The sequence below is a fragment of the Pseudooceanicola antarcticus genome (assembly GCF_900215355.1).
GTDB classification, from domain to species: domain Bacteria; phylum Pseudomonadota; class Alphaproteobacteria; order Rhodobacterales; family Rhodobacteraceae; genus Pseudooceanicola; species Pseudooceanicola antarcticus.
This window is the reverse complement of record NZ_OBEA01000007.1, coordinates 138,156-161,306: the sequence shown is the minus strand read 5'-3', so window position 1 is coordinate 161,306 and position 23,151 is coordinate 138,156. Positions and strand designations below refer to the sequence as shown.

At 66.8% G+C, this 23,151-nt stretch carries 22 protein-coding genes and 1 tRNA gene; 12 read left to right on the top strand and 11 right to left on the bottom strand.

The features are described from left to right. The first annotated feature begins 30 nt into the window (after positions 1–30). From kdgD to CRO50_RS17025, 4 genes are read left to right on the top strand one after another with little or no spacing between them, the layout of a single operon-like run. Entirely contained in the window at positions 31–933 is a 903-nt protein-coding gene (gene kdgD, locus CRO50_RS17040) for a 5-dehydro-4-deoxyglucarate dehydratase (RefSeq protein WP_097147139.1), read from the top strand. An 8-nt stretch (positions 934–941) separates the two neighbouring features. Beyond that, entirely contained in the window at positions 942–2,075 is a 1,134-nt protein-coding gene (locus tag CRO50_RS17035) for a mandelate racemase/muconate lactonizing enzyme family protein (RefSeq protein ID WP_097147138.1), read from the top strand. A gap of 3 nt (positions 2,076–2,078) precedes the next feature. Beyond that, positions 2,079–2,933, top strand: coding sequence for an amidohydrolase family protein (locus tag CRO50_RS17030; RefSeq protein ID WP_097147137.1), 855 nt, complete (start codon positions 2,079–2,081; stop codon positions 2,931–2,933). Continuing rightward, positions 2,933–3,832, top strand: a complete 900-nt coding sequence (locus CRO50_RS17025) for a sugar kinase (protein ID WP_097147136.1) — start codon at positions 2,933–2,935, stop codon at positions 3,830–3,832. The genes CRO50_RS17030 and CRO50_RS17025 overlap by 1 nt, the downstream gene beginning before the upstream one ends. A 188-nt stretch (positions 3,833–4,020) precedes the next feature. Here the strand turns inward: CRO50_RS17025 and kduD are convergent, their stop codons facing one another. The 3 genes from kduD to CRO50_RS17010 all read right to left on the bottom strand — a co-directional run bounded on the left by kduD (position 4,021) and on the right by CRO50_RS17010 (position 6,372). After that, the gene (kduD, locus tag CRO50_RS17020; RefSeq protein WP_097147135.1) at positions 4,021–4,749 is read right to left on the bottom strand and encodes a 2-dehydro-3-deoxy-D-gluconate 5-dehydrogenase KduD; all 729 of its coding nucleotides are present in this window, start codon (positions 4,747–4,749) and stop codon (positions 4,021–4,023) included. Then, positions 4,746–5,570 carry a 5-dehydro-4-deoxy-D-glucuronate isomerase gene (gene kduI, locus CRO50_RS17015; RefSeq protein ID WP_097147134.1) on the bottom strand — a complete coding sequence of 275 codons (825 nt, stop codon included), beginning with the start codon at positions 5,568–5,570 and terminating at the stop codon, positions 4,746–4,748. The genes kduD and kduI overlap by 4 nt, the downstream gene beginning before the upstream one ends. A gap of 97 nt (positions 5,571–5,667) precedes the next feature. Further along, entirely contained in the window at positions 5,668–6,372 is a 705-nt protein-coding gene (locus CRO50_RS17010) for a FadR/GntR family transcriptional regulator (protein ID WP_097147133.1), read from the bottom strand. Positions 6,373–6,624: 252 nt separating this feature from the next. Between CRO50_RS17010 and CRO50_RS17005 the strand changes: the two genes are divergently transcribed. After that, the gene (locus CRO50_RS17005; protein WP_097147132.1) at positions 6,625–7,770 is read left to right on the top strand and encodes a mandelate racemase family protein; all 1,146 of its coding nucleotides are present in this window, start codon (positions 6,625–6,627) and stop codon (positions 7,768–7,770) included. Positions 7,771–7,978: 208 nt separating this feature from the next. On the opposite strand, the gene CRO50_RS17000 is transcribed toward CRO50_RS17005, so the two are convergent. The 4 genes from CRO50_RS17000 to CRO50_RS16985 form a co-directional block, all read right to left on the bottom strand. Then, positions 7,979–8,053 (bottom strand) — tRNA-Glu (locus CRO50_RS17000). Positions 8,054–8,179: 126 nt separating this feature from the next. Beyond that, the gene (gene recJ / locus CRO50_RS16995; protein WP_097147131.1) at positions 8,180–9,925 is read right to left on the bottom strand and encodes a single-stranded-DNA-specific exonuclease RecJ; all 1,746 of its coding nucleotides are present in this window, start codon (positions 9,923–9,925) and stop codon (positions 8,180–8,182) included. Between the two features lie 52 nt (positions 9,926–9,977). Then, positions 9,978–11,279 carry a homoserine dehydrogenase gene (locus tag CRO50_RS16990; protein WP_097147130.1) on the bottom strand — a complete coding sequence of 434 codons (1,302 nt, stop codon included), beginning with the start codon at positions 11,277–11,279 and terminating at the stop codon, positions 9,978–9,980. A 102-nt stretch (positions 11,280–11,381) separates the two neighbouring features. After that, a complete protein-coding gene (locus CRO50_RS16985) occupies positions 11,382–11,648 on the bottom strand; it encodes a hypothetical protein (RefSeq protein WP_097147129.1) in 267 nt (88 codons plus the stop codon). A gap of 168 nt (positions 11,649–11,816) precedes the next feature. On the opposite strand from CRO50_RS16985, the gene CRO50_RS16980 reads away from it, so the two are divergent. Next, positions 11,817–12,404, top strand: coding sequence for a TetR/AcrR family transcriptional regulator (locus tag CRO50_RS16980; protein WP_097147128.1), 588 nt, complete (start codon positions 11,817–11,819; stop codon positions 12,402–12,404). Positions 12,405–12,551: 147 nt separating this feature from the next. Then, positions 12,552–13,049 (top strand): hypothetical protein, encoded by a 498-nt coding sequence (locus tag CRO50_RS20240; protein ID WP_097147127.1) that lies wholly within the window; start codon positions 12,552–12,554, stop codon positions 13,047–13,049. Between the two features lie 48 nt (positions 13,050–13,097). Here the strand turns inward: CRO50_RS20240 and CRO50_RS16970 are convergent, their stop codons facing one another. Genes CRO50_RS16970 through CRO50_RS16960 form a run of 3 tightly spaced genes read right to left on the bottom strand, consistent with a single transcriptional unit; the run spans position 13,098 to position 15,594 of the window. Next, a complete protein-coding gene (locus tag CRO50_RS16970) occupies positions 13,098–13,652 on the bottom strand; it encodes a TadE/TadG family type IV pilus assembly protein (RefSeq protein ID WP_097147126.1) in 555 nt (184 codons plus the stop codon). Then, positions 13,649–14,179, bottom strand: coding sequence for a TadE/TadG family type IV pilus assembly protein (locus tag CRO50_RS16965; protein WP_232617688.1), 531 nt, complete (start codon positions 14,177–14,179; stop codon positions 13,649–13,651). The genes CRO50_RS16970 and CRO50_RS16965 overlap by 4 nt, the downstream gene beginning before the upstream one ends. Next, entirely contained in the window at positions 14,179–15,594 is a 1,416-nt protein-coding gene (locus CRO50_RS16960; protein WP_179747311.1) for a TadE/TadG family type IV pilus assembly protein, read from the bottom strand. Before CRO50_RS16960 ends, CRO50_RS16965 begins: the two co-directional genes overlap by 1 nt. Before the next feature lie 363 nt (positions 15,595–15,957). Between CRO50_RS16960 and CRO50_RS16955 the strand changes: the two genes are divergently transcribed. Continuing rightward, the gene (locus tag CRO50_RS16955) at positions 15,958–17,388 is read left to right on the top strand and encodes a Glu/Leu/Phe/Val family dehydrogenase (protein ID WP_097147124.1); all 1,431 of its coding nucleotides are present in this window, start codon (positions 15,958–15,960) and stop codon (positions 17,386–17,388) included. 10 nt (positions 17,389–17,398) lie between these two features. Here CRO50_RS16955 and CRO50_RS16950 read toward each other — a convergent pair whose 3' ends face one another. Continuing rightward, a complete protein-coding gene (locus CRO50_RS16950) occupies positions 17,399–17,890 on the bottom strand; it encodes a flavodoxin family protein (RefSeq protein WP_143516949.1) in 492 nt (163 codons plus the stop codon). A gap of 211 nt (positions 17,891–18,101) precedes the next feature. Here CRO50_RS16950 and CRO50_RS16945 point away from each other — a divergent pair, with 211 nt between their 5' ends. Genes CRO50_RS16945 through CRO50_RS16930 form a run of 4 tightly spaced genes read left to right on the top strand, consistent with a single transcriptional unit; the run spans position 18,102 to position 23,147 of the window. Beyond that, positions 18,102–19,355 carry a sarcosine oxidase subunit beta family protein gene (locus tag CRO50_RS16945; RefSeq protein WP_097147122.1) on the top strand — a complete coding sequence of 418 codons (1,254 nt, stop codon included), beginning with the start codon at positions 18,102–18,104 and terminating at the stop codon, positions 19,353–19,355. A 57-nt stretch (positions 19,356–19,412) separates the two neighbouring features. Then, a complete protein-coding gene (locus CRO50_RS16940) occupies positions 19,413–19,670 on the top strand; it encodes a sarcosine oxidase subunit delta (protein WP_097147121.1) in 258 nt (85 codons plus the stop codon). Further along, the gene (locus CRO50_RS16935; protein WP_097147120.1) at positions 19,667–22,600 is read left to right on the top strand and encodes a sarcosine oxidase subunit alpha family protein; all 2,934 of its coding nucleotides are present in this window, start codon (positions 19,667–19,669) and stop codon (positions 22,598–22,600) included. Before CRO50_RS16940 ends, CRO50_RS16935 begins: the two co-directional genes overlap by 4 nt. Further along, on the top strand, positions 22,593–23,147 hold the full coding sequence (locus CRO50_RS16930) for a sarcosine oxidase subunit gamma (protein ID WP_232617687.1): 555 nt from the start codon (positions 22,593–22,595) through the stop codon (positions 23,145–23,147). Before CRO50_RS16935 ends, CRO50_RS16930 begins: the two co-directional genes overlap by 8 nt. The last annotated feature ends 4 nt before the right edge of the window (positions 23,148–23,151 follow it).

Genomic DNA, 23,151 nt, shown 5'->3' with positions numbered 1-23,151 from the left:
CTGTATGACAAGTTTTGAAAGGTCCACGCAATGACCCCCGATACCCTCAAGACCGCCCTGGGCTCTGGCCTGCTGTCCTTCCCGGTCACCCATTTCGACGCCGAAGGCCGCTTCGCGCCGGAAAGCTACAAGGCCCATGTGGAATGGCTGGCGGGCTATGACGCCCCGGTGCTCTTCGCCGCCGGCGGCACGGGCGAGTTCTTCTCGCTGACCCCCGCCGAGATCGGCCCGGTGGTCGCGGCGGCCAAGGAAGTCTCGGGCGAGACGGCCATTGTTTCGGGCTGTGGCTACGGCACCGAGATGGCGACCGAGATCGCGCAATCTGCCCAGGCCGCCGGTGCCGATGGCATCCTGCTGATCCCGCATTACCTGATCGACGCTCCGCAGGAGGGGCTCTTTGCCCACGTCAAGGCGATCTGCGACTCGGTGGACATCGGCGTGATGATCTACAACCGCGACAATGCCCAGTACGAGGTCGATACCGTGGCCCGCCTCTGCGACGCCTGCCCGAACCTGGTGGGCTTCAAGGATGGCTCCGGCGACATCGGACGGATGCGCCAGATCACCGCCAAGATCGGCAACCGGCTGACCTATCTCGGTGGCATGCCGACGGCCGAGCTCTTTGCCGAGGCCTATCTCGGCATCGGCTACGAGACCTATTCCTCGGCCGTGTTCAACTTCGTGCCGGCCCTGGCCAACAAGTTCTACGCCGCCCTGCGTGCCGGCGACCGGGCCACCTGCGAGCAGATCCTGAACGACTTCTTCTACCCCTTCATGGAGCTTCGCGCCCGCCGCAAGGGCTATGCCGTCGCGGCCATCAAGGCCGGCGTCCGCCTCGCTGGCTTCGATGCCGGCAAGGTACGCCCGCCACTGGACGACCTGACCCCGGCAGAGGAAGATACCCTGGCCAAGATCATCGCCGCAAATACGTGAGGCCCGCCATGAAGGTCGCGGAAATCCGCACCCATCTGCTGGAACACCGGCTCGAGACGGCGTTTGAAAGCGCCACCATGCGCTTCGACCGGCGCCAGCACCTGCTGGTCGAGGTCATCTGCGAGGATGGCACCACGGGCTGGGGCGAATGCCTCGGCCCCGCCGGGCCCAATGCGGCGGTGGTCGCCGCCTATGCGCCCCATGTCATCGGCCAGAACCCCCTGGAAACAGAGAAGATCTGGGCCACCTGCTACAACGCCCTGCGCGATCAGGGCCAGCGCGGCCTGACGATCACGGCGCTCTCGGGCATCGACATTGCCCTTTGGGACCTCAAGGGCAAGATCCTGGGTCAGCCGGTCTCCGTCCTGCTGGGCGGGCGCTGGCGCGAGCGGATCGAGGCCTATGCAACGGGCTCCTTCAAACGGGACGGCGTAGACCGGGTGGCCGACAACGCCGAGGAAATGGCAGGCCATGCGGCAGCCGGGTTCCGCCGCATGAAGGTGAAGATCGGCTTCGGGGTCGAAGAGGATCTGCGCGTGATCGCCGCCGTCCGCGAGGCCATCGGCCCGGATCGTCGCCTGATGATCGACGCAAATCATGGCTATACGGTTAACGAAGCCGTGGAGCTGGGGAACAGGGCGGCGAAATACGGCATCGACTGGTTTGAAGAGCCCGTGGTGCCCGAACAGCTTGACGCCTATCTGGAGGTCAAGGCGCGCCAGCCGATCCCGCTGGCGGCCGGCGAGACCTGGCACACCCGCTGGGGCTACCGCGACCCGCTGCAGCGGCGCGTGGTGGATATCATCCAGCCCGACATCTGCGGCATGGGCGGGCTGTCTGAGGCGAAGAAGGTCGCCGACCTGGCCTCCCTGCATGGCATCCGCGTGGTCCCCCACGTCTGGGGCACGGCGGTGCAGATCGCCACGGCTTTGCAGTTCATGTCGGCCATGGTGCCCGACCCGGTGCGCAACGCGCCGGTCGCCCCGATCATGGAATTCGACCGCACCCACAACCCCTTCCGACAGGCCGTGGTCACCACGCCGCTGGAACACAAGGACGGCTTCGTCGCCGTCCCCGATGGCCCCGGCCTGGGGATCGAGATCGAGCGCGAGGCGCTGGCCCGCTTCGCTCCGAAAGGCTGACCCATGATCGACCGCAAGCTCTCGGGCGCCAAGCCGCTGACCGCAATGCCGAAAGGGGCGGTGGATACGCAGATGCACATGTATCTGCCCGGCTTCCCGGCCCTGCCCGGAGGCCCAGGCCTGCCGCCCGATCCGCTGCCCACCCCCGACATGTACCGGCAGGCGATGGGTTGGCTGGGCATCGACCGCGTGGTGGTGACCCAGGGCAATGCCCATCAGGCCGACAACGCCTGCCTGCTGGCCTGCCTGGCCGAGATGGGCGCGGATGCCCTGGGCGTCGCCGTGATCACGCCAGAGACCACCGAGGCCGAGATCGAGGCGCTGAGCGCAGCAGGCTGCGTCGGCGCCCGGATCATGGACCTGCCCGGCGGTGCTGTCGGCCTAGAGGCGCTGGAAGAGATCGACGCCATGGCCCATGCGGCGGGCTGGATGATGGCGGTGCAATTCGATGGCTCTGCCCTGCCGGAACTTGAGCCTCGGCTCGCAAGTCTCAGATCCCGTTGGGTTATCGACCATCACGCCAAGATCTTCTCGGGCGCCACCCCGGCGCATGTTGAAGTAATCAAACGCCTGCTGGATAAAGGAAACACCTGGTTCAAGTTCGCCGGCTGCTATGAGAGCAGCCGCGACGGTGGCCCGGATTTCCCCGATATCGCCCAGGTGGCGCGCCAGATCGGCGCCCATGCGCCCGAGCGTATCGTCTGGGGCACCAACTGGCCCCATAACGCGGCCCGCGTGACCGAGGATTACCCCGACGACGCGGTGCTGCTGGATACCACGCTGGGCTGGTGTGCCGATGATGAAGCCCGTAGGTTGGCCCTGGTCGACAACCCGGTGGAACTCTACGGATTCAAATGATGAAATTTCTCTCCCTTGGCGAGGCCATGGTGGAACTCTCTCCGGCGGAGGGGGGGCTTTTCCGGCGCGGCTTCGCCGGGGATACGCTGAACACGGCCTGGTACATGCAGGCGCTCATGGGCGCGGGCGTGGGCTATGCCACGGTGCTGGGCCACGACGCCATGTCCGACGCGATGGCGGCGTTCATTGGCGCGGCCGGTATCGACACCAGCCGCATCCGGCGCGACGACAGCCGCAGCGTCGGGCTCTACATGATCTCGCTCGCCGATGGCGAACGCAGCTTCACCTATTGGCGGGGCCAGTCCGCCGCGCGCCTGCTGGCCGATGATCCCGACTGGCTGGGTCAGGTGCTGGCGGGGGTCGAGATGATCTATGTCTCGGGCATCACCCTGGCGATCCTCGAGCCCGCCCGCCGTGCCGTGCTGCTGGACGCGCTGCAGACGGCGCGCGAGGCGGGGGCACGTGTCGCCTTCGATCCGAACCTGCGCCCGCGTCTGTGGTCCTCGACGACCGAGATGTGCGCGGCCATCACCGAGGCCGCCGCCTGCTGCGACATCGCCCTGCCCAGCTTCGACGACGAGGCAGAGCACTTCGGCGATATCTCCCTGCAGGCCACGGCGGAACGCTATGCGAAGGGGGGGGCTGCGGAGGTGATGGTGAAGAACGGCGGCGGCGCCATGCTGACCTGGTATCGCGGCGCCATGGCCCCGGTGAACCCCGGCGCGCCGGTGACACCTGTGGATACCACGGGCGCGGGCGACAGCTTCAACGGCGGTTACCTCTCGGCGCGTCTTGCGGGCGCGTCGCTGGAAGAGGCCGCGCGCAAGGGTCATGCAGTGGCTGCCCAGGTCGTGCGCCATCCGGGCGCCCTGATGCCGATGGACCTGCTGAAAGGGTAGGGCGCAGGGGGCTCTGCCCCCTCTTGAGCCCTTAAGGGCTCAATTCACCCCCGGAGTACTTCCAGCCTGGTGATGCGGCAGGTGGAGCCCCCCTGGTGCCCTCCGTCTCCTTCAGGAGCGTGCCACGCTCCCGGCTGGAAAGGAGGCCGCCCGGAGGGGCATTGTCCCGCATCATCCCCTTGCCCCGATCAGCGGGCCAGCCAGCCGCCATCCACGGCGATGGTTTCGCCATGCACGTAGTCCGAGGCCGGCGCGGCCAAGAAGACGGCGGTGTCGGCGATGTCCTGCGGCGCGCCCCAGCGACCGGCGGGGATGCGGTCCAGGATCGCCTTCGAGCGCTCGGGGTCATTGCGCAGGGCTTCGGTGTTGTTGGTCTCGATATAGCCCGGCGCGATGGCGTTGACGTTGATGCCCTTTGCCGCCCACTCATTGGCCAGGATCTTGGTGATCCCCTGCACGGCGTGCTTGGAGGCGGTGTAGGAGGGCACGCGGATACCGCCCTGATAGGACAGCAGCGAGGCGATATTGACGATCTTGGCACCCCGTCCTTCGGCCAACGCGGCACGGGCGAAGGCCTGGCAGGTGAAGAACAGCGCCTTGGCGTTGACGTCCATCACCGCGTCCCAGTCCTCTTCCGAGAAGTCGACCGACTCCGCGCGGCGGATGATGCCGGCGTTGTTGACCAGGATGTCATAGCCCGCCCCCGAAAACAGATCCCTCGCCGCCATGGGGTCGGCGAAATCCAGCAACAGCTCCTCGGCGCTGGCGATCTGGGCCACCGTCTCGGCGCAGCTGCGGCGTCCGGCGCAGACCACATGGGCCCCCGCAGCCCCCAGGGCGATGGCGATGGCCTGGCCGATCCCGGTGTTGGCGCCGGTCACCAGCGCCTTCTTTCCCTCAAGCGAAAAGCGGCTCATTTCAGTTCCTTCGGCTGGATGAAGTCCATGTCCGTGTAATCCACGTTGTCGCCCGCCATGGCCCAGATGAAGGTATATTCCCCGATCCCCGCGCCCGAATGGATCGACCAGGAGGGCGAGATCACCGCCTGTTCATCGGCGACCATCAGGTGCCGCGTCTCCTGCGGCTCGCCCATCAGGTGCAGCACGCGGGCCTCCTCGGACATGCCCCAGTACAGGTAGGCCTCCATCCGGCGGTCATGGATATGGGCGGGCATGGTGTTCCAGACAGAGCCGTCCAGCAGCGAGGTATAGCCCAGGATCAGCTGGCAGCTCTCCATCACCGTGGGGTGGATGAACTGCTTGATCACCCGCTTGTTCGAGGTCTCGGCCGCGCCCATTTCCACCTTCACCGCCTCTTCCACGGTGATCAGCTTGTTGGGGTAGGTGGCATGGGCCGGGGCCGAGGTGATGTAGAACCGCCCCTCGCCCGAGAAGGTCACCGCCCCGGTGCCCATGCCGAGGTACAGCACATCGCCGCGCCCCATCTCCCAGCTCTCGCCATCGGCAGAGACGGTGCCGGTGTCGCCGATGTTCACGATGCCCATCTCGCGGCGCTCGAGGAAGGTCGGGGTCTTGGTCTCTTCGACCTTCTCCAGCACCAGCGCGCCGCCCGCGGGCACGGCGCCGCCCAGCACGAAGCGGTCGTAGTGGGTGTAGATCAGGCGGATCTCACCGGCGGCAAAAAGGCCCTCGCCAAGGAAATGGGCGCGGAGCGCTTCGGTATCCATGCCCTTGGCATGTTCGGGGTGGATCGCGTGACGGGTTTCGACGGAGAGCATGGCGTCCTCGTTTGATGGCAGGCGGTTGTCTTACTTGTCTGACTAGTTGTCATACAGTAAGCGACCTGTCAAACGATTGACGCCGGGTCGGCGGGGCTCAGCCGCGCAGCAGGCGGCGGTAACGGGTCTGGCTGCCCTTGAGGTGCTGGCGCATGGCGGCACGGGCGGCGACCTCGTCCCCATCCAGCACCGCATTGACGATCTGTTCATGCTCCTGCTTCAGCAGGGCCAGGTAGTCGGGCGAGATCGGGGCGCCGCTGCTGGTCAGCCCATGGCGCGGGATCATCTGCGCCCCGAGCATCTTCAGCACCTCGACAAAGCGCGGGTTGTTGGTGGCCTCGGCGATGGCCATGTGCAGGTTGAAGTCTGCCTCATGGTTGATGCCGCTGCCCTCGGCGCCTTCGTTCACCGCCTGCAAGGCCCCGATAATCTTCTCTTCCTGGGCCGGAGAGCGCCGTTGCGAGGCAAGTGCTGCCGCCTCGACCTCGATCGCCGCGCGCAGTTCCAGAAGCTCGATCATCGACGACAAACGGTCTGTATCCACATCGGAAAACGGCGCCACGGCGGCGGGCTCGGGCTCGATCACGAAGACCCCGGCGCCGCGTTGCGGATCGACCAGGCCATCGGCGCGCAGCGCGGCCACGGCCTCGCGGACCACGGTGCGCGAGACGCCGTATTCCTCGGTCAGGCGGGCTTCGCTGGGCAGGCGGTCACCGGGCTTGTACTGGCCGGAGGTGATTTGCGCCCGCAGGCTGTCCAGCACTTCCACAACCAGGGTCTTGCGTTTCGGCGGCATCTGCATGGTCGGGTCGGGCTCCGTGTGTGTGCGCCTGCGTTTTGCCGAACCTGTATGATGTATCGGCCCGCGCGGGGCCTGGGCGTGGCGATAAGCTGGCTTGCGGAGGCCAAATTAGCAGGGCGCTTGGAAAAAAGGAACCGGTATTACACGGGGCAGGCCTCGGGTTTCGGCCTGGGGTGCAAATTTGTATGACAAGTTATTGACAGGCCCCCGGCGCCACGCCTACCCAAGGGGCGCAAGACAGGGGAGGGCTCCATGCTGATCCGCGAGATCGAGGCGATCACCTTTCGCCATACCACCCGCCGTCATTCCGACACTGCAGGCCATGCCCATCCGGGCGCGCCCCATGACGTGCTGCAGGCGATGCTGGTCATCCGCACCGAGGACGGCCATGCGGGCTATTCCTTCTGCCCGCCCGAGGTGGTCCGCCCCCATGTGCTGGACAGGTTCGTCCGCAAGGTGCTGATCGGGCAGGATCACCGCGACCGCGAACGCCTGTGGCAGGAGCTGGCGCATTGGCAGCGCGGCTCGGCGGCGCAGCTGACCGACCGCACGCTTGCGGTGGTGGATTGCGCGCTCTGGGATCTGGCGGGGCGGGTGCTGAACCAGCCCGTCCACAAGCTGATCGGCAGCTACCGCGACAACGCGCCGGCCTATGGCAGCATCATGTGCGGCGACGAGATCCCCGGCGGGCTGTCGACGCCCGAGGACTACGGGCGCTTTGCCGAGACCCTCGTGGCGCGGGGCTACAAGGGGATCAAGCTCCACACCTGGATGCCGCCGGTCAGCTGGGCGCCGGATGTGAAGATGGACCTCAGGGCCTGCGCCGCCGTGCGCGAGGCCGTCGGGCCCGACATCCGCCTGATGATCGACGCCTTCCACTGGTATTCCCGCACCGATGCGCTGGCTTTGGGTCGCGGTCTGGAAAAGCTGGGTTTCGACTGGATCGAAGAGCCGATGGATGAACAATCCATGTCCTCCTACGCCTGGCTGGCCGATCAGCTCGACATCCCGGTCATCGGACCGGAATCGGCCCATGGCAAGCACTGGCAGCGGGCGGAATGGATCAGGGCCGGCGCCTGCGACATCCTGCGGACCGGGGTCAATGATGTCGGCGGCATCACCCCGGCGCTGAAGGTCATGCACCTGGCCGAGGCCTTCGGGATGGATTGCGAGGTCCATGGCAATACCGCGATGAACCTGCAGCTTGTCGCCGCCAGCAAGAACTGCCGCTGGTACGAGCGCGGCTTGCTGCACCCGTTCCTCGAATATGACGACGGCTACGATTACCTGAAGTCGCTGTCCGATCCGATGGACGAGCACGGCATCGTCCATGTGCCGGATCGGCCTGGCCTGGGCGAGGATATCGACTTCGACTTCATCGAGGCGCGGCGGGTCTGAGGGGGCGGGCCTGTCGGCCGTCCTGTCTGGCGGGGCGCAGAGCATAAGCCAGGGCCTATGACAGAGACCCTACACCACCGCGCGCCCGACACCGACGTAATACCGACGTGATACCGATGCGATACAGACAGGGGGCTGACGCGATCTTCGGACATGGGAAAACACCCTCCCGAAGGGGGTGTGTCGACGGATTTTCGCGAGGGAAAAGTGGTAGCCCGTAGGGGAATCGAACCCCTCTTTCCAGGTTGAAAACCTGGCGTCCTAACCGATAGACGAACGGGCCACGCTGGCGTGAGGCGGTTTCTATGAAAACCAAGCATCCTCCGCAAGGGTTTTTTTGAGCTTTGGGATAGTTTTTTTGACGCCGCGGGCCGTGCCGGGGTGGCGGGACGTAACCGGCTGAAAAATATCAGATTTCAGAGGCGGGCGCGGCGTCTTCCAGGCGCAGCTGGACCTTCTGGCGGCCGCCCCATTCGTTGATCTCCAGCCTGCCTGCCAGGTGGAAGCTCTGGCCCTTGTGGGATTCCAGCGCGGGCCCGAGCGGGCCGTCGAAGGCGCCGAAGCAGATGGCCTCGATCCGGCCGCCCATGCCGTCCGAGAAGGCGATCTTCAGGTGGTTTTCCCCGACCCGCTTGGCGAAAGAGATCCGCTGCGAGGGAAAGGCAAAGCGCGGCGCCGGCGCCGAGGCACCATAGGGTCCCGCCTCGTCCAGCATGGTCACCAGCTCGGGCGTTGCAGCGCCGGGCATGAGCACGCCGTCGATGCGCAGATCCGCCGGACCGGCAGAGCCAGAGCCTTGTTTTTCCAGCATTTCCGACAGCCGCGCCATGGCGGGCTCCAGCTGGTCGCGGGCCACGGTGAGGCCCGCAGCCATCTTGTGCCCGCCCCCCTTCACCAGCAGCCCCTCGGCGGCCAGTTTCTGGATCGAGGCGCCAAGATCGACGCCCGCCACCGAGCGACCGGAGCCCTTGCCCTCGTCCCCGTCGAAGCCGATCACCACCGCCGGGCGGTTGGTGGCTTCCTTCAGGCGCGAGGCGACGATGCCGACGACGCCCGGATGCCAGCCCTCACCGGCGGCCCAGACCAGCGGAGCATCAAGCCCGCGTGCCTCGGCCTGGGCCATGGCATAGGCGCGCACCTCGGCCTCGATCTCGCGGCGCTCGGTGTTGAGCTGGTCCAGGCGCTCGGCCAAACGCTTTGCTTCCATGGGGTTATCCGTCGCCAGCAGCTGCGCCCCCATGTCCGCCGCGCCGATCCGGCCGCCCGCGTTGACACGCGGCCCCAGCAGGAAACCCAGGTGGTAGGCGGCGGGGGCTGTGGTCAGCCTTGCGATGTCCGACAGGGCCACCAGGCCCGGTCGTTCGCGCCGCGCCATGACCTTCAGACCCTGGCGCACCAGCGCACGGTTGACCCCCAGAAGCGGCGCCACATCGGCCACGGTGGCCAGCGCCACCAGGTCGAGAAAGCTCATCAGGTCAGGGCCTTGCACCCCTTCGTCGCGCAGTTGCCGGTTGGCCTCGACCAGCATCAGGAAGACCACGGCGGCGGCGCAGAGATGGGCCAGCGCACCGTCCTCGTCCTGGCGGTTGGGGTTCACCACCGCCAGCGCCTCGGGCAGAGTCTCTCCGCCCAGGTGGTGGTCCAGGATCACCACGTCGCAGCCCGCCGCGGCGACGGGCTCATGGCTGAGGGTGCCGCAGTCGACGCAGAGGATCAGGTCGTGGTTGCGGCCCAGCTCCTGCATGGCGGGCACGTTCGGCCCGTAGCCCTCGTCGATGCGGTCGGGGATATAGAGCGTCGCCTCGCGGCCCATCCGGCGCAGCCAGTCAATGAGCAGCGCCGCAGAGGAACCCCCGTCGACGTCGTAGTCGGCGAAGATGGCGATGCGCTGGCGGGACTTCACGGCAGCGAGGAAGCGGGCGGCGGCGGTTTCCATGTCCCGCAGGGAGCGCGGGTCGGGCAGCAGGCTGCCGAGCTTCGGGTCCAGGAAGGCGGCGGTTTCTCCGGGTGCCACGCCGCGCCGCGCAAGGATGCGGGCCAGCGGTTCCGGCAGGTGGTCGGCCTGGACGATGGCCTCGGCCTGGCGCTCGACCTCCGCGCCCGGACCGACCCAGCGGCGGCCTGTCAGGGAAGCAGAGATATCGAGAAAATCCATGAGCTTACCTTTGTACCCGGAAGGGAAAAGGGGGCGTCTCCGCCCCCTTCATTCAAACCGTCTCGATGCGCAGGGCCACCGGCTCGCCCTCGACCACGCCAGTGCCGGACATGCCGGCGATGGCAAGATCAAGCGCCGCGCGCGGCGTCTTGTGGGTGACGATCAGCACCGGCGCGCCGGCACCCTCGTGGTCGTATTGGCGCATGCGGTGGATCGAGACGCCCGCCTCGCCCAGCACCGAGGCCACCTTGGCCATGGCGCCCGGTTTGTCCTGCAGCGTCAGGCGCAGGTAATAGGGGGCGGGGGTGTTGGAGACGGCGCCATTGGTCTCGCGCAGGGTGGTCGCGGGCTGGCCGAAGACCGGCAGGCGGAAGCCGCGCGCGACGTCGCAGATGTCCGACAGCACGGCCGAGGCCGTCGGGCCTTCGCCCGCGCCCGCACCGCGCAGCACGATCTGACCCACGGCATCGCCTTCCAGCACCACCATGTTGGTGCCGCCTTCCAGCTGTCCAAGCGGAGAGGTCGCGGGCACCAGGCAGGGCGCCATGCGCTGTTCCAGGCCGCGGCCGGTCATCTGGCTGACCCCCAGAAGCTTGATGCGGAAGCCCATGTCGGCGGCGGCGCGGATGTCCTCGAGGGTGATGCGCTGGATGCCCTCCAGCTCCATCTTGTCGAAGGCCACGCGGCTGCCGAAGGCCACCGAGGCCAGCAGCGACAGCTTGTGGCCGGCGTCGATACCGCCCACGTCGAGGTTGGGATCGGCTTCCAGGTAGCCTAGCTTGCCCGCTTCGTCGAAGAGCTCTTCGTAGCTGCTGCCGGTCGCCTCCATCCGGGTGAGGATATAGTTGCAGGTGCCGTTCATCACGCCCATGACGCGGGTGATGTTGTTGCCCGCAAGACCCTCGGTCAGGGCCTTCACCACCGGGATGCCACCGGCGACGGCGGCCTCGAAGCGGATGACACAGCCCTTGGATTCAGCCAGTTCCGCCAGTTCCTGGCCGTGGATCGCCAGCATCGCCTTGTTGGCGGTGACCACGTCCTTGCCGGCGTTCAGCGCAGCTTCGGTAGCAGCCTTGGCCGGCCCGTCCGAGCCGCCCATCAGTTCCACGAAGATATCCACGTCGTCGCGGGTAGCGAGGGAGACGGGATCGTCTTCCCAGGCGTAGCCCTCCAGCGGCACGCCGCGATCCTTGCTGCGGTTGCGCGCCGAAACGGCGGTGATGGTGATCTCGCGCCCGGTGCGGGCGGTGAGCATCGCGGCCTCCTTGCGCAGGATCTTCAACACGCCGATGCCGACGGTGCCAAGGCCGGCAATCCCCAGTCGCAGGGGTTGGGGGCGCAGGGGCTCGCTCATGGGATCACTCCAGATTTCGTCGCGGGATTTCCGTTGCATGGGCCTATCGCCTTTGCAAATCCCTTGCAACGCGACTCTGCGACGGGAGGCGCGAAAGCCCCCTCAGGTGTCGAATTCCCGAGCGCGCAGCTCTGCTGCACGGCGTCTGAGCAGAGCGGCGCGGGCCGCCAGGGAGGCCTCGGAGCTCTCGGAAATCCGGGGCTCTTGCGCGCCGCCTGAAAGGATCTGCTGTGCCGGCACCAGCTCGGGATAGGGGACATCTCCGATGGCAGTGGCGCTTTCGGGCAGCGGCGGGCGCCCGCATCCGGCAAGCACCAGAAGCAGCAGGGCCGCGGGAAAGCTGAGGGCAGGGCGGAGGCACGAGGTCATGCCAAAGGGATGCCCCAGCCGATGCGGCTTGGCAAGCCTCGGGCGCGTGATCGTGGCAGGCTCGGGGGCCGGGGCAGGGCCGCCGGGCGGGGACGTCCCGCAGCTGCCTGGCAGGGGCCTCTTGCAGAAGGGCTTTGCCGGACGCCGCAGGAGCGGTAGAAGCATTGGATGGACGACGAAAGCCAGATCCCGCCCGGCGATACCGCCCTGAGGCTGCGCAAGACCGCGCTGGAGCTCTTTGCGCGTCACGGCTACGCGGCGGTTTCCATGCGGCAGATCGCCGGTGAGGTCGGGGTGCAGGTCGGCGCGCTCTACAACCACATCTCCGACAAGCAGGCGCTGCTTTACCGGCTCATGGCCGAACATATGGTCGAGCTCTTGCAGGCCGTGGCAGCGGCGGATCTGCCGAAGGAACCCCTGGCTGCGCTCGAAGGCTTCACCCGCTTCCACATCCGTCACCATGCGGCGCGTCCCGAGGCGGTCTTCATCTCCTACATGGAACTGCGCAACCTCAGCCCCGAGAACTTCGCCCTGCTGGAAGAGCAACGGCAGGCCTATGAGGCGCGGCTGAGGCAGATCCTTGAGCGCGGACAGGCCGAAGGGGTGATGCAGATCGCCGATGCGCGCATCGCCACCCGCGCCGTCATCGCCATGCTCACCGGCATCACCACCTGGTTCCGCGACGGCGGCGGCCAGAGCCTTGCGGAGGTCGAAGAGATCTACTGGGAAATGGTCCGCCGCCTGGTGACGCGCTGAGCGCAAGTTCAGGCATGGGGCGACAGGGGCGCGGTCCGACCGCCGTGCGGCTCGCGCTGCGGGGCGGCTGCCCCGGCATGCCGATGCAGGCTCGCTTTCCGCCTCCGGGCCGCATAGAAGCGGGCAGGACAAGAGGGAGAGAGGCAGATGAGCCAAGAGGCAGCGGAACAGGAACTGGCGCGGGTCGGCATCGGTGCCGCACGGCGCGTGGTCGGGTTGACGGTGACCGGCGGGCTTGCCGTGGTGCTGGCCTGGCTGGCGCTTACCCCGGACCCGGTGCCCCTTGGCCTGCGACTGCTGCTGCTGGCGCTGGCGGGGCTCGAAGCCCTGGTGGTCTGGCGGCTTTACCAGGCGACGCAGAAGGTGCTGGTGCTGACCGCAGAGGGCCTGCGCGAAGAGGGCGGCATCATGCTGGTGCGGATGGAGCAGATCGCGGCGGTGGATCGCGGCCTCTTCGCCTTCAAACCCTCCAACGGCTTCCTGCTGAAACTGACCGAGCGCGGCCCGCTGCGTTTCCGTCCGGGCCTCTACTGGCAGTTCGGCAAGCGTCTTGGGGTAGGCGGCCTGGTGCGCGGCGCCGAGGGCAAGCAGATGGCCGATGCGCTGGCGCTCTACATGGCCCACAAGGGGCAGGCCGAAAGCTGAGGTGCCGCCTGGTCCAAGGGACCAGCGAACGGGTGCCTCGGCGACCGTTCAGCCGTCGGCGTCGAATTTCAGGACGGCGGCGAAACGCGGGCGGGTGTAGACGAAGTTGTGCAGATGCAGGTCGTCCATGTCGATCTGTCCCCAGGCGATCTCGTAGTCATACCAGGTCTCGACCAGGATCAGCTCATCCCCGGCGGCCAGCATCGGCAGCCGGGAGCCCCAGTCGCTGATATCGCTGTTGACCAGAGCCTGCTTGCCGCCGCGCGCCTGGGACCAGGAGATCTCGTAGGTATCGTGCTCTTCGTCGTAGCCGATCGAGCTGACGCGCAGCGCATTGTCCCGGTCGAGCCGCATCATGGAGTCGAAGAGCTTCATGGAATTGTCGATATACGTCGGCGTGATGTACTCGGTCTCGCGGGAGAGCATGTCCGAGATCACATAGGCCGCCTTCTGGTGCTGGGCGGTGACGCGCAGCATGTCGAAGAAGACGAACATGGCGACATAGGCCCAGACCAGCAGCGGAAAGAGCATCAGGAACTCGACCGTGACGACGCCCTGCTCATCGCGCGCGAAGCGGCGGATATGGTGCTTCAGCCAGCTCATGGTTCGTTCACGAAGGCCGAGACGGCGAACATGATCGCATCCCCGTTGGCATCCTTGCCGAAGTTGCGACCCAGCCCGACGTTGGGGAAGATCGGCGCGAATTTCAGGCAGGCGCGCAGGATCATCAGCTCGTTGGCCTGGCCATTGGTGAAGGTGCGCACCGGGTTCACCTCTTCGGCGCGGTCCACGCAGTCGATGTCATCGGACATGGCAACATAGGCGCGCAGGTCCACGGGCTGCATCTCGAGTTTCAGCGCGTTGTCGCAGTCGGGCAGAAGGCCCGCGTAATCGCAGATGAGCTCCTTGATCGTGTCGTGATCGACATTCTCGGTCAGACCGATCTGCAGATCCCGCACCGCCACGTTGAGCCCGCGCTCCAGCATGGTCTGGCGCACGGTCAGCATGCCCAGCTCGACGGTCGAGAGGAACATGGTCAGGATGATCGGGAACAGGATCACGAATTCGACCGTGACGTTGCCCGCCTCGCCATCGCGGAAACCGCGCAGGATATGAGCGAGACGTTTCATCAGTTGGTCAGATGCAGTGCGTTCAGCTGGCGGGCGATGGACTCGAAGGCCTCAGAGATCTCGATCCCTTCGACGCGGTAGAAGTGGGCCGGAGACGAGGCGCAATCCTCCATCTCGCCAGCGCCGTTGTTGCTGACCTCGAAGCCGATCGTATAGACGATGATGCCCTTCTGCTTGGCCGCGGCGCAGACCTGCTGCAGGTAGGTGTCCCCCTGGCCGGCCGAATAGGCCCTCTCGGAGAAGTAGGATCTCAGGCTGGAGCTCATGTCGCCCTCGACATAGCCCAAACGGTTGCGGCTCCAGAAATAGCGCATGTCCGGGGTCTCGTAGACCTGGTTCTTCAGGCGGGTGGTGGCTACGTTCTCGCCGTCGGTCATCAGCACGATGGCTTTCAGGGCGCCGGCGCCCCAGTTCTGCGGGCGGCCGTCGAAGGCGGGGTCGATCAGACCGTCGTCCACCATGTCCGAGATCACCGGCTGGAAGGCCGGGTCCAGCAGGCCAGCGGCCCATTTCATGCCCAGGTGGATCGAGGTGTTCTGCCGCGGCTGCATCTTGCCGATCTGGGTCTTCAGCGCCGAGGCGTTCTGGCTGAAGGGGGTGATCCGCTCGTAGTCATTGTCCGGGCAGCCCGGATCGCTGATCCGGTACTGGGTGCTGCCCGAGCCCGAGGAGAAATGCGCGAACTGCTGGTGGAAGTCCGTGGTGTTGATCTCGGTGGTGCTGAAGGCATCCGAGTCGAACTCGATGCAGTTGGAATAGCCGTGCAGCGTCAGCACGTTGAGGCGGCTCATGATCTCGGGGCCCGCGTTCACCTGGCTGGTGTAGGGCACGATCGAGACCGAGACCGTGCCGGTCTGGTCCTCGGTGATCACCGTGTCGATGAAATCCTTCGCCGCATCGCGCATGTTCGAGATGCGGCTGTTGTTCCGCATGGAGCCCGAGATATCCAGCACCAGCGAGACCTCGGCGTCGCCGATGCTTTCTTCGGCGGTGCCCGAGACATTGATGTCCAGGGTCGAGAAGCCGATGGTCCCGAGGAACTGGGTCTTCATGTGGTTGCTGGCCTTGGCCGAGACGACCCGGTAGCCCGAGCCCGACTGGACCGAGACCGGGCCGAGGTATTCGGTCATGTCGGCCTTGGCGAAGTAATCCTCGACCACGGCCTTGGGATCGAGGTCGTTGCGGGTGTTGGCGGCGGCCAGGACGGCGCGGTCCAGCACGGTCTGCAGCTTGGCGCGGGCCATCTCGTGGCGCATGAAGTCCACGCCCATGCCGCCCAGCACCAGGGTAATCAGCAGGAAGAAGACGATAAGCGGCAGCATGGCCCCGGATTCGGAGCCAGCGAAACCTTCCACATGTCTGCGCAGCCGAACCGTCAACGGACGGCCCCCGCGTGCTTTGCTGATCGTACTCATCTTCATTTTCCTTACCGGCGCCTCGTGCTCTCTGGGCGGACGCCCGGCGCTATTGGTCAGGAATTTGTCTAGGCGGTGAAAACGGCGGAAATTGGGCGTTATCTGGGACTCCGCAGGCCAAAATTGCCCAATGTGGCCGGGATCTTGCGTGACCCGGCGGTAGTATCGGGCGGCACTCCTACAGGCTGTGATTGAACCCGCGTGCCGGGGCCGCGCCCCGAAGGGCGGGCAGGGAACTGGGGCATCGGGTTCGGGCGGGGCCGCGGGAAAAGCGGGATGTTATTGGAAAGGTCAAGAAATTGCTCCATGTTCGGAGGCACCGGACAGGCGCCCCTGGCCTGTCGAATTTCCGGGAGGAACGCGATGCAACCGATCAAGGAACCCGGCTTCCGCCGCTCCGTGGATCTGATGTTCAACCGTGCCGTGGCGCTGATGGATCTGCCGCCGGGGCTTGAGGAAAAGATCAGGGTCTGCAACTCGACCTATACTGTCCGTTTCGGGGTGCGCCTGCGCGGGCAGATCCAGACCTTCACAGGCTACCGCTCGGTCCATTCCGAACACATGGAGCCCGTGAAAGGGGGGATTCGCTACGCTCTCAACGTCGACCAGGACGAGGTCGAGGCCCTGGCGGCGCTGATGACCTTCAAGTGCGCCCTGGTCGAGGCCCCCTTCGGCGGCTCGAAGGGCGGTCTCTGCATCAACCCGCGCGACTACGACGAGCAGGAGCTCGAGCTGATCACCCGCCGCTTTGCCTACGAGCTGATCAAGCGCGACATGATCAACCCGGCCCAGAACGTGCCCGCCCCCGACATGGGCACCGGCGAGCGCGAGATGGCCTGGATGGCGGATCAATACGCGCGGATGAACACCACCGACATCAACGCCCGCGCCTGTGTCACCGGCAAGCCGCTGAACGCCGGCGGTATCGCGGGCCGGGTCGAGGCCACGGGGCGCGGCGTGCAATATGCCCTGCGCGAGTTCTTCCGCGAGCCCGCGGATGTGGCGGCGGCGAATCTCTCTGGGTCTCTCGATGGCAAGCGGGTGATCGTCCAGGGCCTTGGCAACGTGGGGTATCACGCGGCGCATTTCCTGCAGGAGGAAGACGGCGCCAAGATCATCGGCGTGATCGAGCGCGACGGGGCGCTCTTCAGCGAAGAGGGCATCAACGTCCACGCGGTGCATGACTGGATCGCCGGCCATGGCGGGGTCTCGGGCTATCCCGACGCCAGCTATGTCGAGGATGGCGCGGCGCTGCTGGAAGAGGATTGCGACATCCTGATCCCGGCGGCACTGGAAGGGGTGATCAACCTCTCGAACGCCGAGCGCATCAAGGCGCCGCTAATCATCGAGGCGGCCAACGGCCCGATCACCTTCGGCGCCGACGAGGTGCTGCGCAAGAAGGGCACGGTGATCATCCCGGACCTCTACGCCAACGCCGGCGGTGTCACGGTCTCCTACTTCGAGTGGGTCAAGAACCTCAGCCATATCCGCTTTGGCCGCATGCAGCGGCGCCAGGAAGAAGCTCGCCACCAGCTGCTGGTCGACGAGCTCGAGAGGCTCTCGTCGGACAGCGGCGTCGGCTGGACCCTCTCGCCCGGCTTCAAGCAGAAGTACCTGCGCGGAGCCGGAGAGCTGGAACTGGTACGCTCGGGCCTGGATGACACCATGCGCACGGCCTTCCAGTCGATGCGCGAAGTCTGGCACGAACGCGGCGACGTCGAGGATCTTCGGATGGCCGGTTTCCTGGTCTCGATCGAAAGGGTGGCGGCCAGCTATCGGGCCAAGGGTCTCTGATCGGGGCCCGTCAGGCGCTGTGGTGGTAACGGACCACGCATTGGTCGAGGAAATGCTCGATCCGGCCCTTCCAGGTGCCGCGGCTGATGTCGGATTCGCTGACATGCAGCACGGCAACGGGCTGGCGGCCGGTGAGATCGCTCAGATCCTCGATGGCGCGGGCCGGGTACTCGGCCTCCTCCGAGGTCAGCAGGAAGGCGACCCGCTCTGGCAGGGCGGGTCTGCTTTCCAGCCATTGCCGCAGGGGCCGGGCGGCGCGTCCGTTCCAGATCGGCGCGCCGAGGATCAGCAGGTCGCTGCGGTCCCAGGGCTGATCAGGCACATCGTAGGACAGCCCGCGCGCGAGCAGCGCCGCGAAGCCGGAGAAGAGACGGCCGAAGACGCCGTTCTCGGGCGGTGCGGCGTTGATTTCATGCATTTGGGCGCCCAGTTCCCAGGCCAGCTCCTCGCTGACCTTCTGGGTCTGACCAGTGGTCGAATAGAGCAAAATCCGGCAAGTCATCCCGTGTCCCCCGTCATGTCCCGGCCATCTTGACGCCAGTGTGTCGTGTTGATGAATGTTTGTCATCGACGCAGTTTCTGCTGTGCAGAAAAACGCGGCAGAGACTCGCGGAAAGGCGCATTTTTGGCGAAAAATTGGGCAGTCCCGAGGCTGGGATTGCGCATTCGCGCGCGAGAGGCTTAGCTCGGGCGGAAGGCAGAAGGAGCGAGACATGCGGTTTTCCGGGCTGCGCGTCCTGAAAGAGGGACTCACCGGCAACCGGGGCTGGGGGCCCCATTGGCGTGATCCTGCGCCGAAGCCGGCCTATGACATCGTCATCATCGGTGGCGGCGGGCATGGCCTGGCAACGGCCTTCTACCTGGCAAAGGAACACGGGCTGACCAATGTCGCGGTGCTGGAGAAGGGCTATCTTGGCGGCGGCAATGTCGGGCGCAACACCACCATCGTGCGTGCCAACTACTTCCTGCCGGGCAATTCCGAATTTTACTCGCATTCCCTGAAGCTCTGGGAAGGGCTGGAAAACGAGTTGAATTACAACGTGATGCATTCGCAGCGCGGGGTGATCAACCTGTTCCACTCGGACGGGCAGCGCGATGCGGCCGCCCGGCGCGGCAATGCGATGATCAACCAGGGCGACGATGCGGAACTGCTGGACCGCGAGGGCGTGCGGCGGCTCTTGCCCTATCTCGACTACGATCAGGCGCGCTTTCCGATCTACGGTGCGCTGCACCACAAGCGCGGCGGCACGGCGCGGCATGACGCCGTGGCCTGGGGATTCGCCCGTGGGGCCAGTGCGCGCGGCGTCGACCTGATCCAGAACTGCGAGGTGACGGGTATCGACACCTCGGGCGGGCGGGTGACCGGGGTGCAGACCTCTCGCGGCGCGATCAAGGCGCGAAAGGTCGCCATCGTCACCGCCGGGCGCTCGGGGCAGGTGGCGCAGATGGCAGGCCTGCGCCTGCCCATCGAAAGCCACATCCTGCAGGCCTTCGTCACCGAGGGGCTGAAGCCCGTGATCGACAACGTGGTCACCTTCGGCATGGGGCATTTCTACATCAGCCAGTCCGACAAGGGCGGGCTGGTCTTCGGCGGAGACCTCGACTTCTACCCCTCCTACGCGCAGCGGGGGAACCTTCCCACGGCAGAGCACGTGATGGAGGCGGGCATGACGCTGATGCCGATGATCGGCAAGGCGCGGGTGCTCAGAAGCTGGGGCGGGATCATGGACATGACACCCGATGGCTCGCCCATTATCGACCGCACGCATATCGAGGGGCTCTACCTCGATTGCGGCTGGTGTTACGGCGGCTTCAAGGCCGTGCCGGGCTCGGGCTTTGCACTGGCGCATCTGCTGGCCACCGACCGCCCGCACGACAGCGCGGCGGGATTCCGGCTCGAGCGCTTCCGCGACGGCCAAGGCCTGATGGACGAGGAGGGCACCGGTGCGCAACACAACACTCACTGAGTGCCTCGCAGCCCCCTTGGCCGGGCAGGAGAACAGCAAGATGAAAGGGATGGTGCCATGCGCATGACTTGTCCCCTCTGCGGTGCGCGCGATCTGCGCGAGTTCACCTTCCGGGGCGCGGCCCTGGCCCGGCCCGAGGGTGATGACTGGAACGAGGCCTGGCACGATTACCTTCACCTGCGCGACAATCCGGCGGGCGAGAGCCGCGAGTACTGGGCCCATGCTGCGGGCTGCGGCGCGGTCCTGCTGGTGACGCGGGACACGCGCACCCATGAGATCTTCGCGGTCGAGCAGGCGCGGGGGGCGGGGGCATGAGGCTTTCCAAGGGCGGACGCATCGATCGCTCCCGCGCGGTCAGTTTCACCTTTGACGGCCGCGCACTGTCGGGCCATCCGGGCGATACGCTGGCCTCGGCTCTGCTGGCCTCGGGTCAGAAGGTGGTCGGGCGCAGTTTCAAGTACCACCGCCCGCGCGGCGTCTTCAGCGCCGGCTCGGAAGAACCCAATGCGCTGGTGACCCTTGGCGCCGGGGCGCGCAGGGAGCCCAATGTCCGCGCCACGATGCAGGAGCTCTTCGACGGGCTCGAGGCGCAGAGCCAGAACTGCTGGCCTTCGCTCGACTGGGACCTGCTGGAGGTGAACGACCTCTTCGCCGATTTCCTCGGCGCGGGCTTCTACTACAAGACCTTCATGTGGCCGCGGAAGGCCTGGGAATGGCTTTACGAGCCGGCGATCCGGCGCGCGGCGGGGCTGGGGGCGCTTTCGGGCCAGCCCGACCCCGAGCCGAACGAAAAGGCCTTTGCCCATTGTGATCTGCTGGTGATCGGCGGTGGTCCTGCCGGTTTGATGGTGGCCCTGCAGGCGGGCCGCGCCGGGGCGGATGTGATCCTGTGTGACGAAGACCACGAGCCCGGCGGGCGGCTGCTGTCCGAGGTCGAAGAGATTGCCGGGGCGCCTGCCATGGAGTGGGTCGCCGCGACTTTGGCCGAGCTTGAGGCGATGGACAACGTGCGGATCATGATCCGCACCACGGTCACCGGCGTCTACGATCAGGGCACCTTCGGCGCGCTGGAGCGCGTCGGTCGCCACATGAAGCACCGTCCCGGCCCCCTGCCGTTGGATTGTTTCTGGCGGATCGCGGCGAAGGCCTCGGTACTGGCGGCGGGGGCGCTGGAGCGGCCCGTGGCCTTCCAGGACAACGACCGCCCCGGCGTGATGCTTGCGGGCGCGATGCGCAGCTATCTCAACCGTTACGCCGTGGCGCCCGGAGATGCGGTGACGGTCTTCGGCAACAACGACGATGCGCATCGCACCGCGCGCGATCTGCTGGCGGCTGGTGTCCATGTGGCGGGGCTGGTCGACTCGCGTCCCGGTGCCGCGACTGACCTCGATCTGCCCTTCTATGCAGGCGCGCAGGTCACACGGGCCTCGGGCCGCATGGGGCTCGAGGCGGTCTCGATCCGGACACCCTCGGGCGAGGTGAAGCTGCAAAGCGATGCGCTGGCGGTCTCGGGCGGCTGGAACCCCTCGCTGCACCTGACCTGCCACCTGAACGGCCGGCCCGAGTGGTCAGAGACGTTGGCGGCCTTCCTGCCGCGCCCCGGCGTGGTGCCGGGCATGCAGGTGGCGGGCGCGGCCACGGGGATCTTCACCACCGCGGGCTGTCTCGCCTCGGGCGCCGAGGCGGCAGGCAAGGCGCTGGAAACTCTGGGTCTTTCGGTGCCGCCCCTGGATCTGCCGCAGGCCGGGGAACAGGGCTACGGCGTGCAGCCGCTCTGGGCCGTCGCCGGCAATGGCCGCGCCTGGCTGGACCTCGCCAATGACGTGACGGTCAAGGACGTGCGCCAGGCCGCTTCCGAGAACTTCCGCTCGGTCGAACACATGAAGCGCTACACCACCCAGGGCATGGCGCCGGACCAGGGCAAGATCTCGAACCTCGGGGCGATGGCGGTGCTGGCCGATGCGACGGGCCGCGACGTGGCGGCCACCGGCATCACCACCTACCGCCCTCCCTACGTCCCGGTGCCGATCGCGGCGCTTGGTGCGGGCGGCAAGGGCAAGGGGTTCGCGCCGGAACGGCTGACCACCAGCCACGCGCAAAGCCTTGCCATGTCCGCGCCGATGATCGAGGCCGGGCTGTGGTACCGCCCCAGCTACTTCCCCCGCACCGGCGAAAAGCACTGGCGGCAGAGCTGTGACCGCGAGGTCGCCCATGTGCGCGAGGCGGTCGGGGTGGCCGATGTCTCGACCCTGGGCAAGATCGACCTGCAGGGCAGGGACGCGGCGCGCTTCCTGGACCTGGTCTATACCAACACCTTCTCGACCCTGAAGGAGGGGCGGGCGCGCTACGGCGTGATGCTGCGCGAGGATGGCCACGTCATGGACGACGGCACCACCGCGCGGATCGGTCCCGAGCATTTCGTCATGACCACCACCACCGCCGCGGCGGGCGAGGTGATGGGGCATCTTGAGTTCGTTTCGCAGGTCTTGGTGCCCGGCTGGGACGTGCGCCTGATCTCGGTGACCGAGCAATGGGCCCAGTTCGCCGTCGCCGGGCCGCAATCCCGTGCCCTGCTGGAAGAGCTGCTTGGCCGTGACCTGTCCGATGCGGCGCTGTCCTTCATGGGCACCATGCCCATCGAGATCGGCGGGGTCGAGGGGCGGCTCTTCCGCATCTCCTTCTCGGGTGAACTGGCCTACGAGATCGCCGTGCCCGCGCGCTACGGCGAAAGCCTCTTCACCCGGCTGGTCGGCATGGCCGAGGCCCGCGGCGGCGGCGCCTACGGGATGGAGGCGCTGAACGTGCTCAGGATCGAGAAGGGCTTCCTGACCCATGCCGAGCTGCACGGTCGCACCACCGCCTTCGACCTTGGCCTGGAGCGCTGGATGTCTCCCTCGAAGAGCTTCATCTGCAAGGCGGCGGCCTCCCGGCCCGGTCTGCTGGCCGAGGACCGCGAGCGCCTGATCGGTCTGCGCCCCGTCGGAGCCTCGAAGATGATCCCGCCCGGCGCCTTCCTGTTCAACGAGGGCGACGAGGCGGTGCGCGAGAATGCCCAGGGCTACGTCACCTCGTCCTGCTACTCGCCGACGCTGGGCGAGACCATCGCCCTTGGCTTCCTGAAATCGGGGCCGGAGCGGATCGGCGAACACCTCCGCCTGGTTGACCACTTGCGCGAGGCGGTGACGATCTGCGAGGTCTGCGAGACCTGTTTCCTTGATCCGGAAGGGGAGAGAACCCGTGGCTGAGCCGATGCTGAAAGCCCAGAACGCCCTGCCGCAGGGCGAGGCGCTGGTCCTGGGCGATACCCGGATCGACGTGCTGCCGATGCCGCGCATGACCTCGCTGATGCCGGGCCCCGGTCATGCGGCACTGGCCAAGGCGCTGCGGAAGCACCACGGGTTGGACCTGCCTGACCCCGGCGGGCGGGTGAGCTCTGACGAGGGGGAATGCCTGTGGTTCGGCCTGGGGCAATACATGCTCATCGGTCCCGCGCCCTCGCCTCTGCTCGCCGGCGCCGCGACGCTCACCGAACAATCCGATGCCTGGACCTCGGTCCTGCTGGAGGGGCCCCTGGCGCGGCAGGTGCTGGCCCGGCTGACTCCGCTCGATCTGCGCGATGCGAGCCTGCCCCTGGGGGCCACCGCGCGCAGCGAGATCGCGCATATGATGGGCTCTCTGACCCGCGTCGGATCCGAGGCCTTCCGGCTGATGGTCTTCCGCTCCATGGCTCAGACCCTGCTGCACGAGCTGAAAGACACGCTGGAGGCGGTCGCGGCGCGGCAGGCCCTGTGAACCG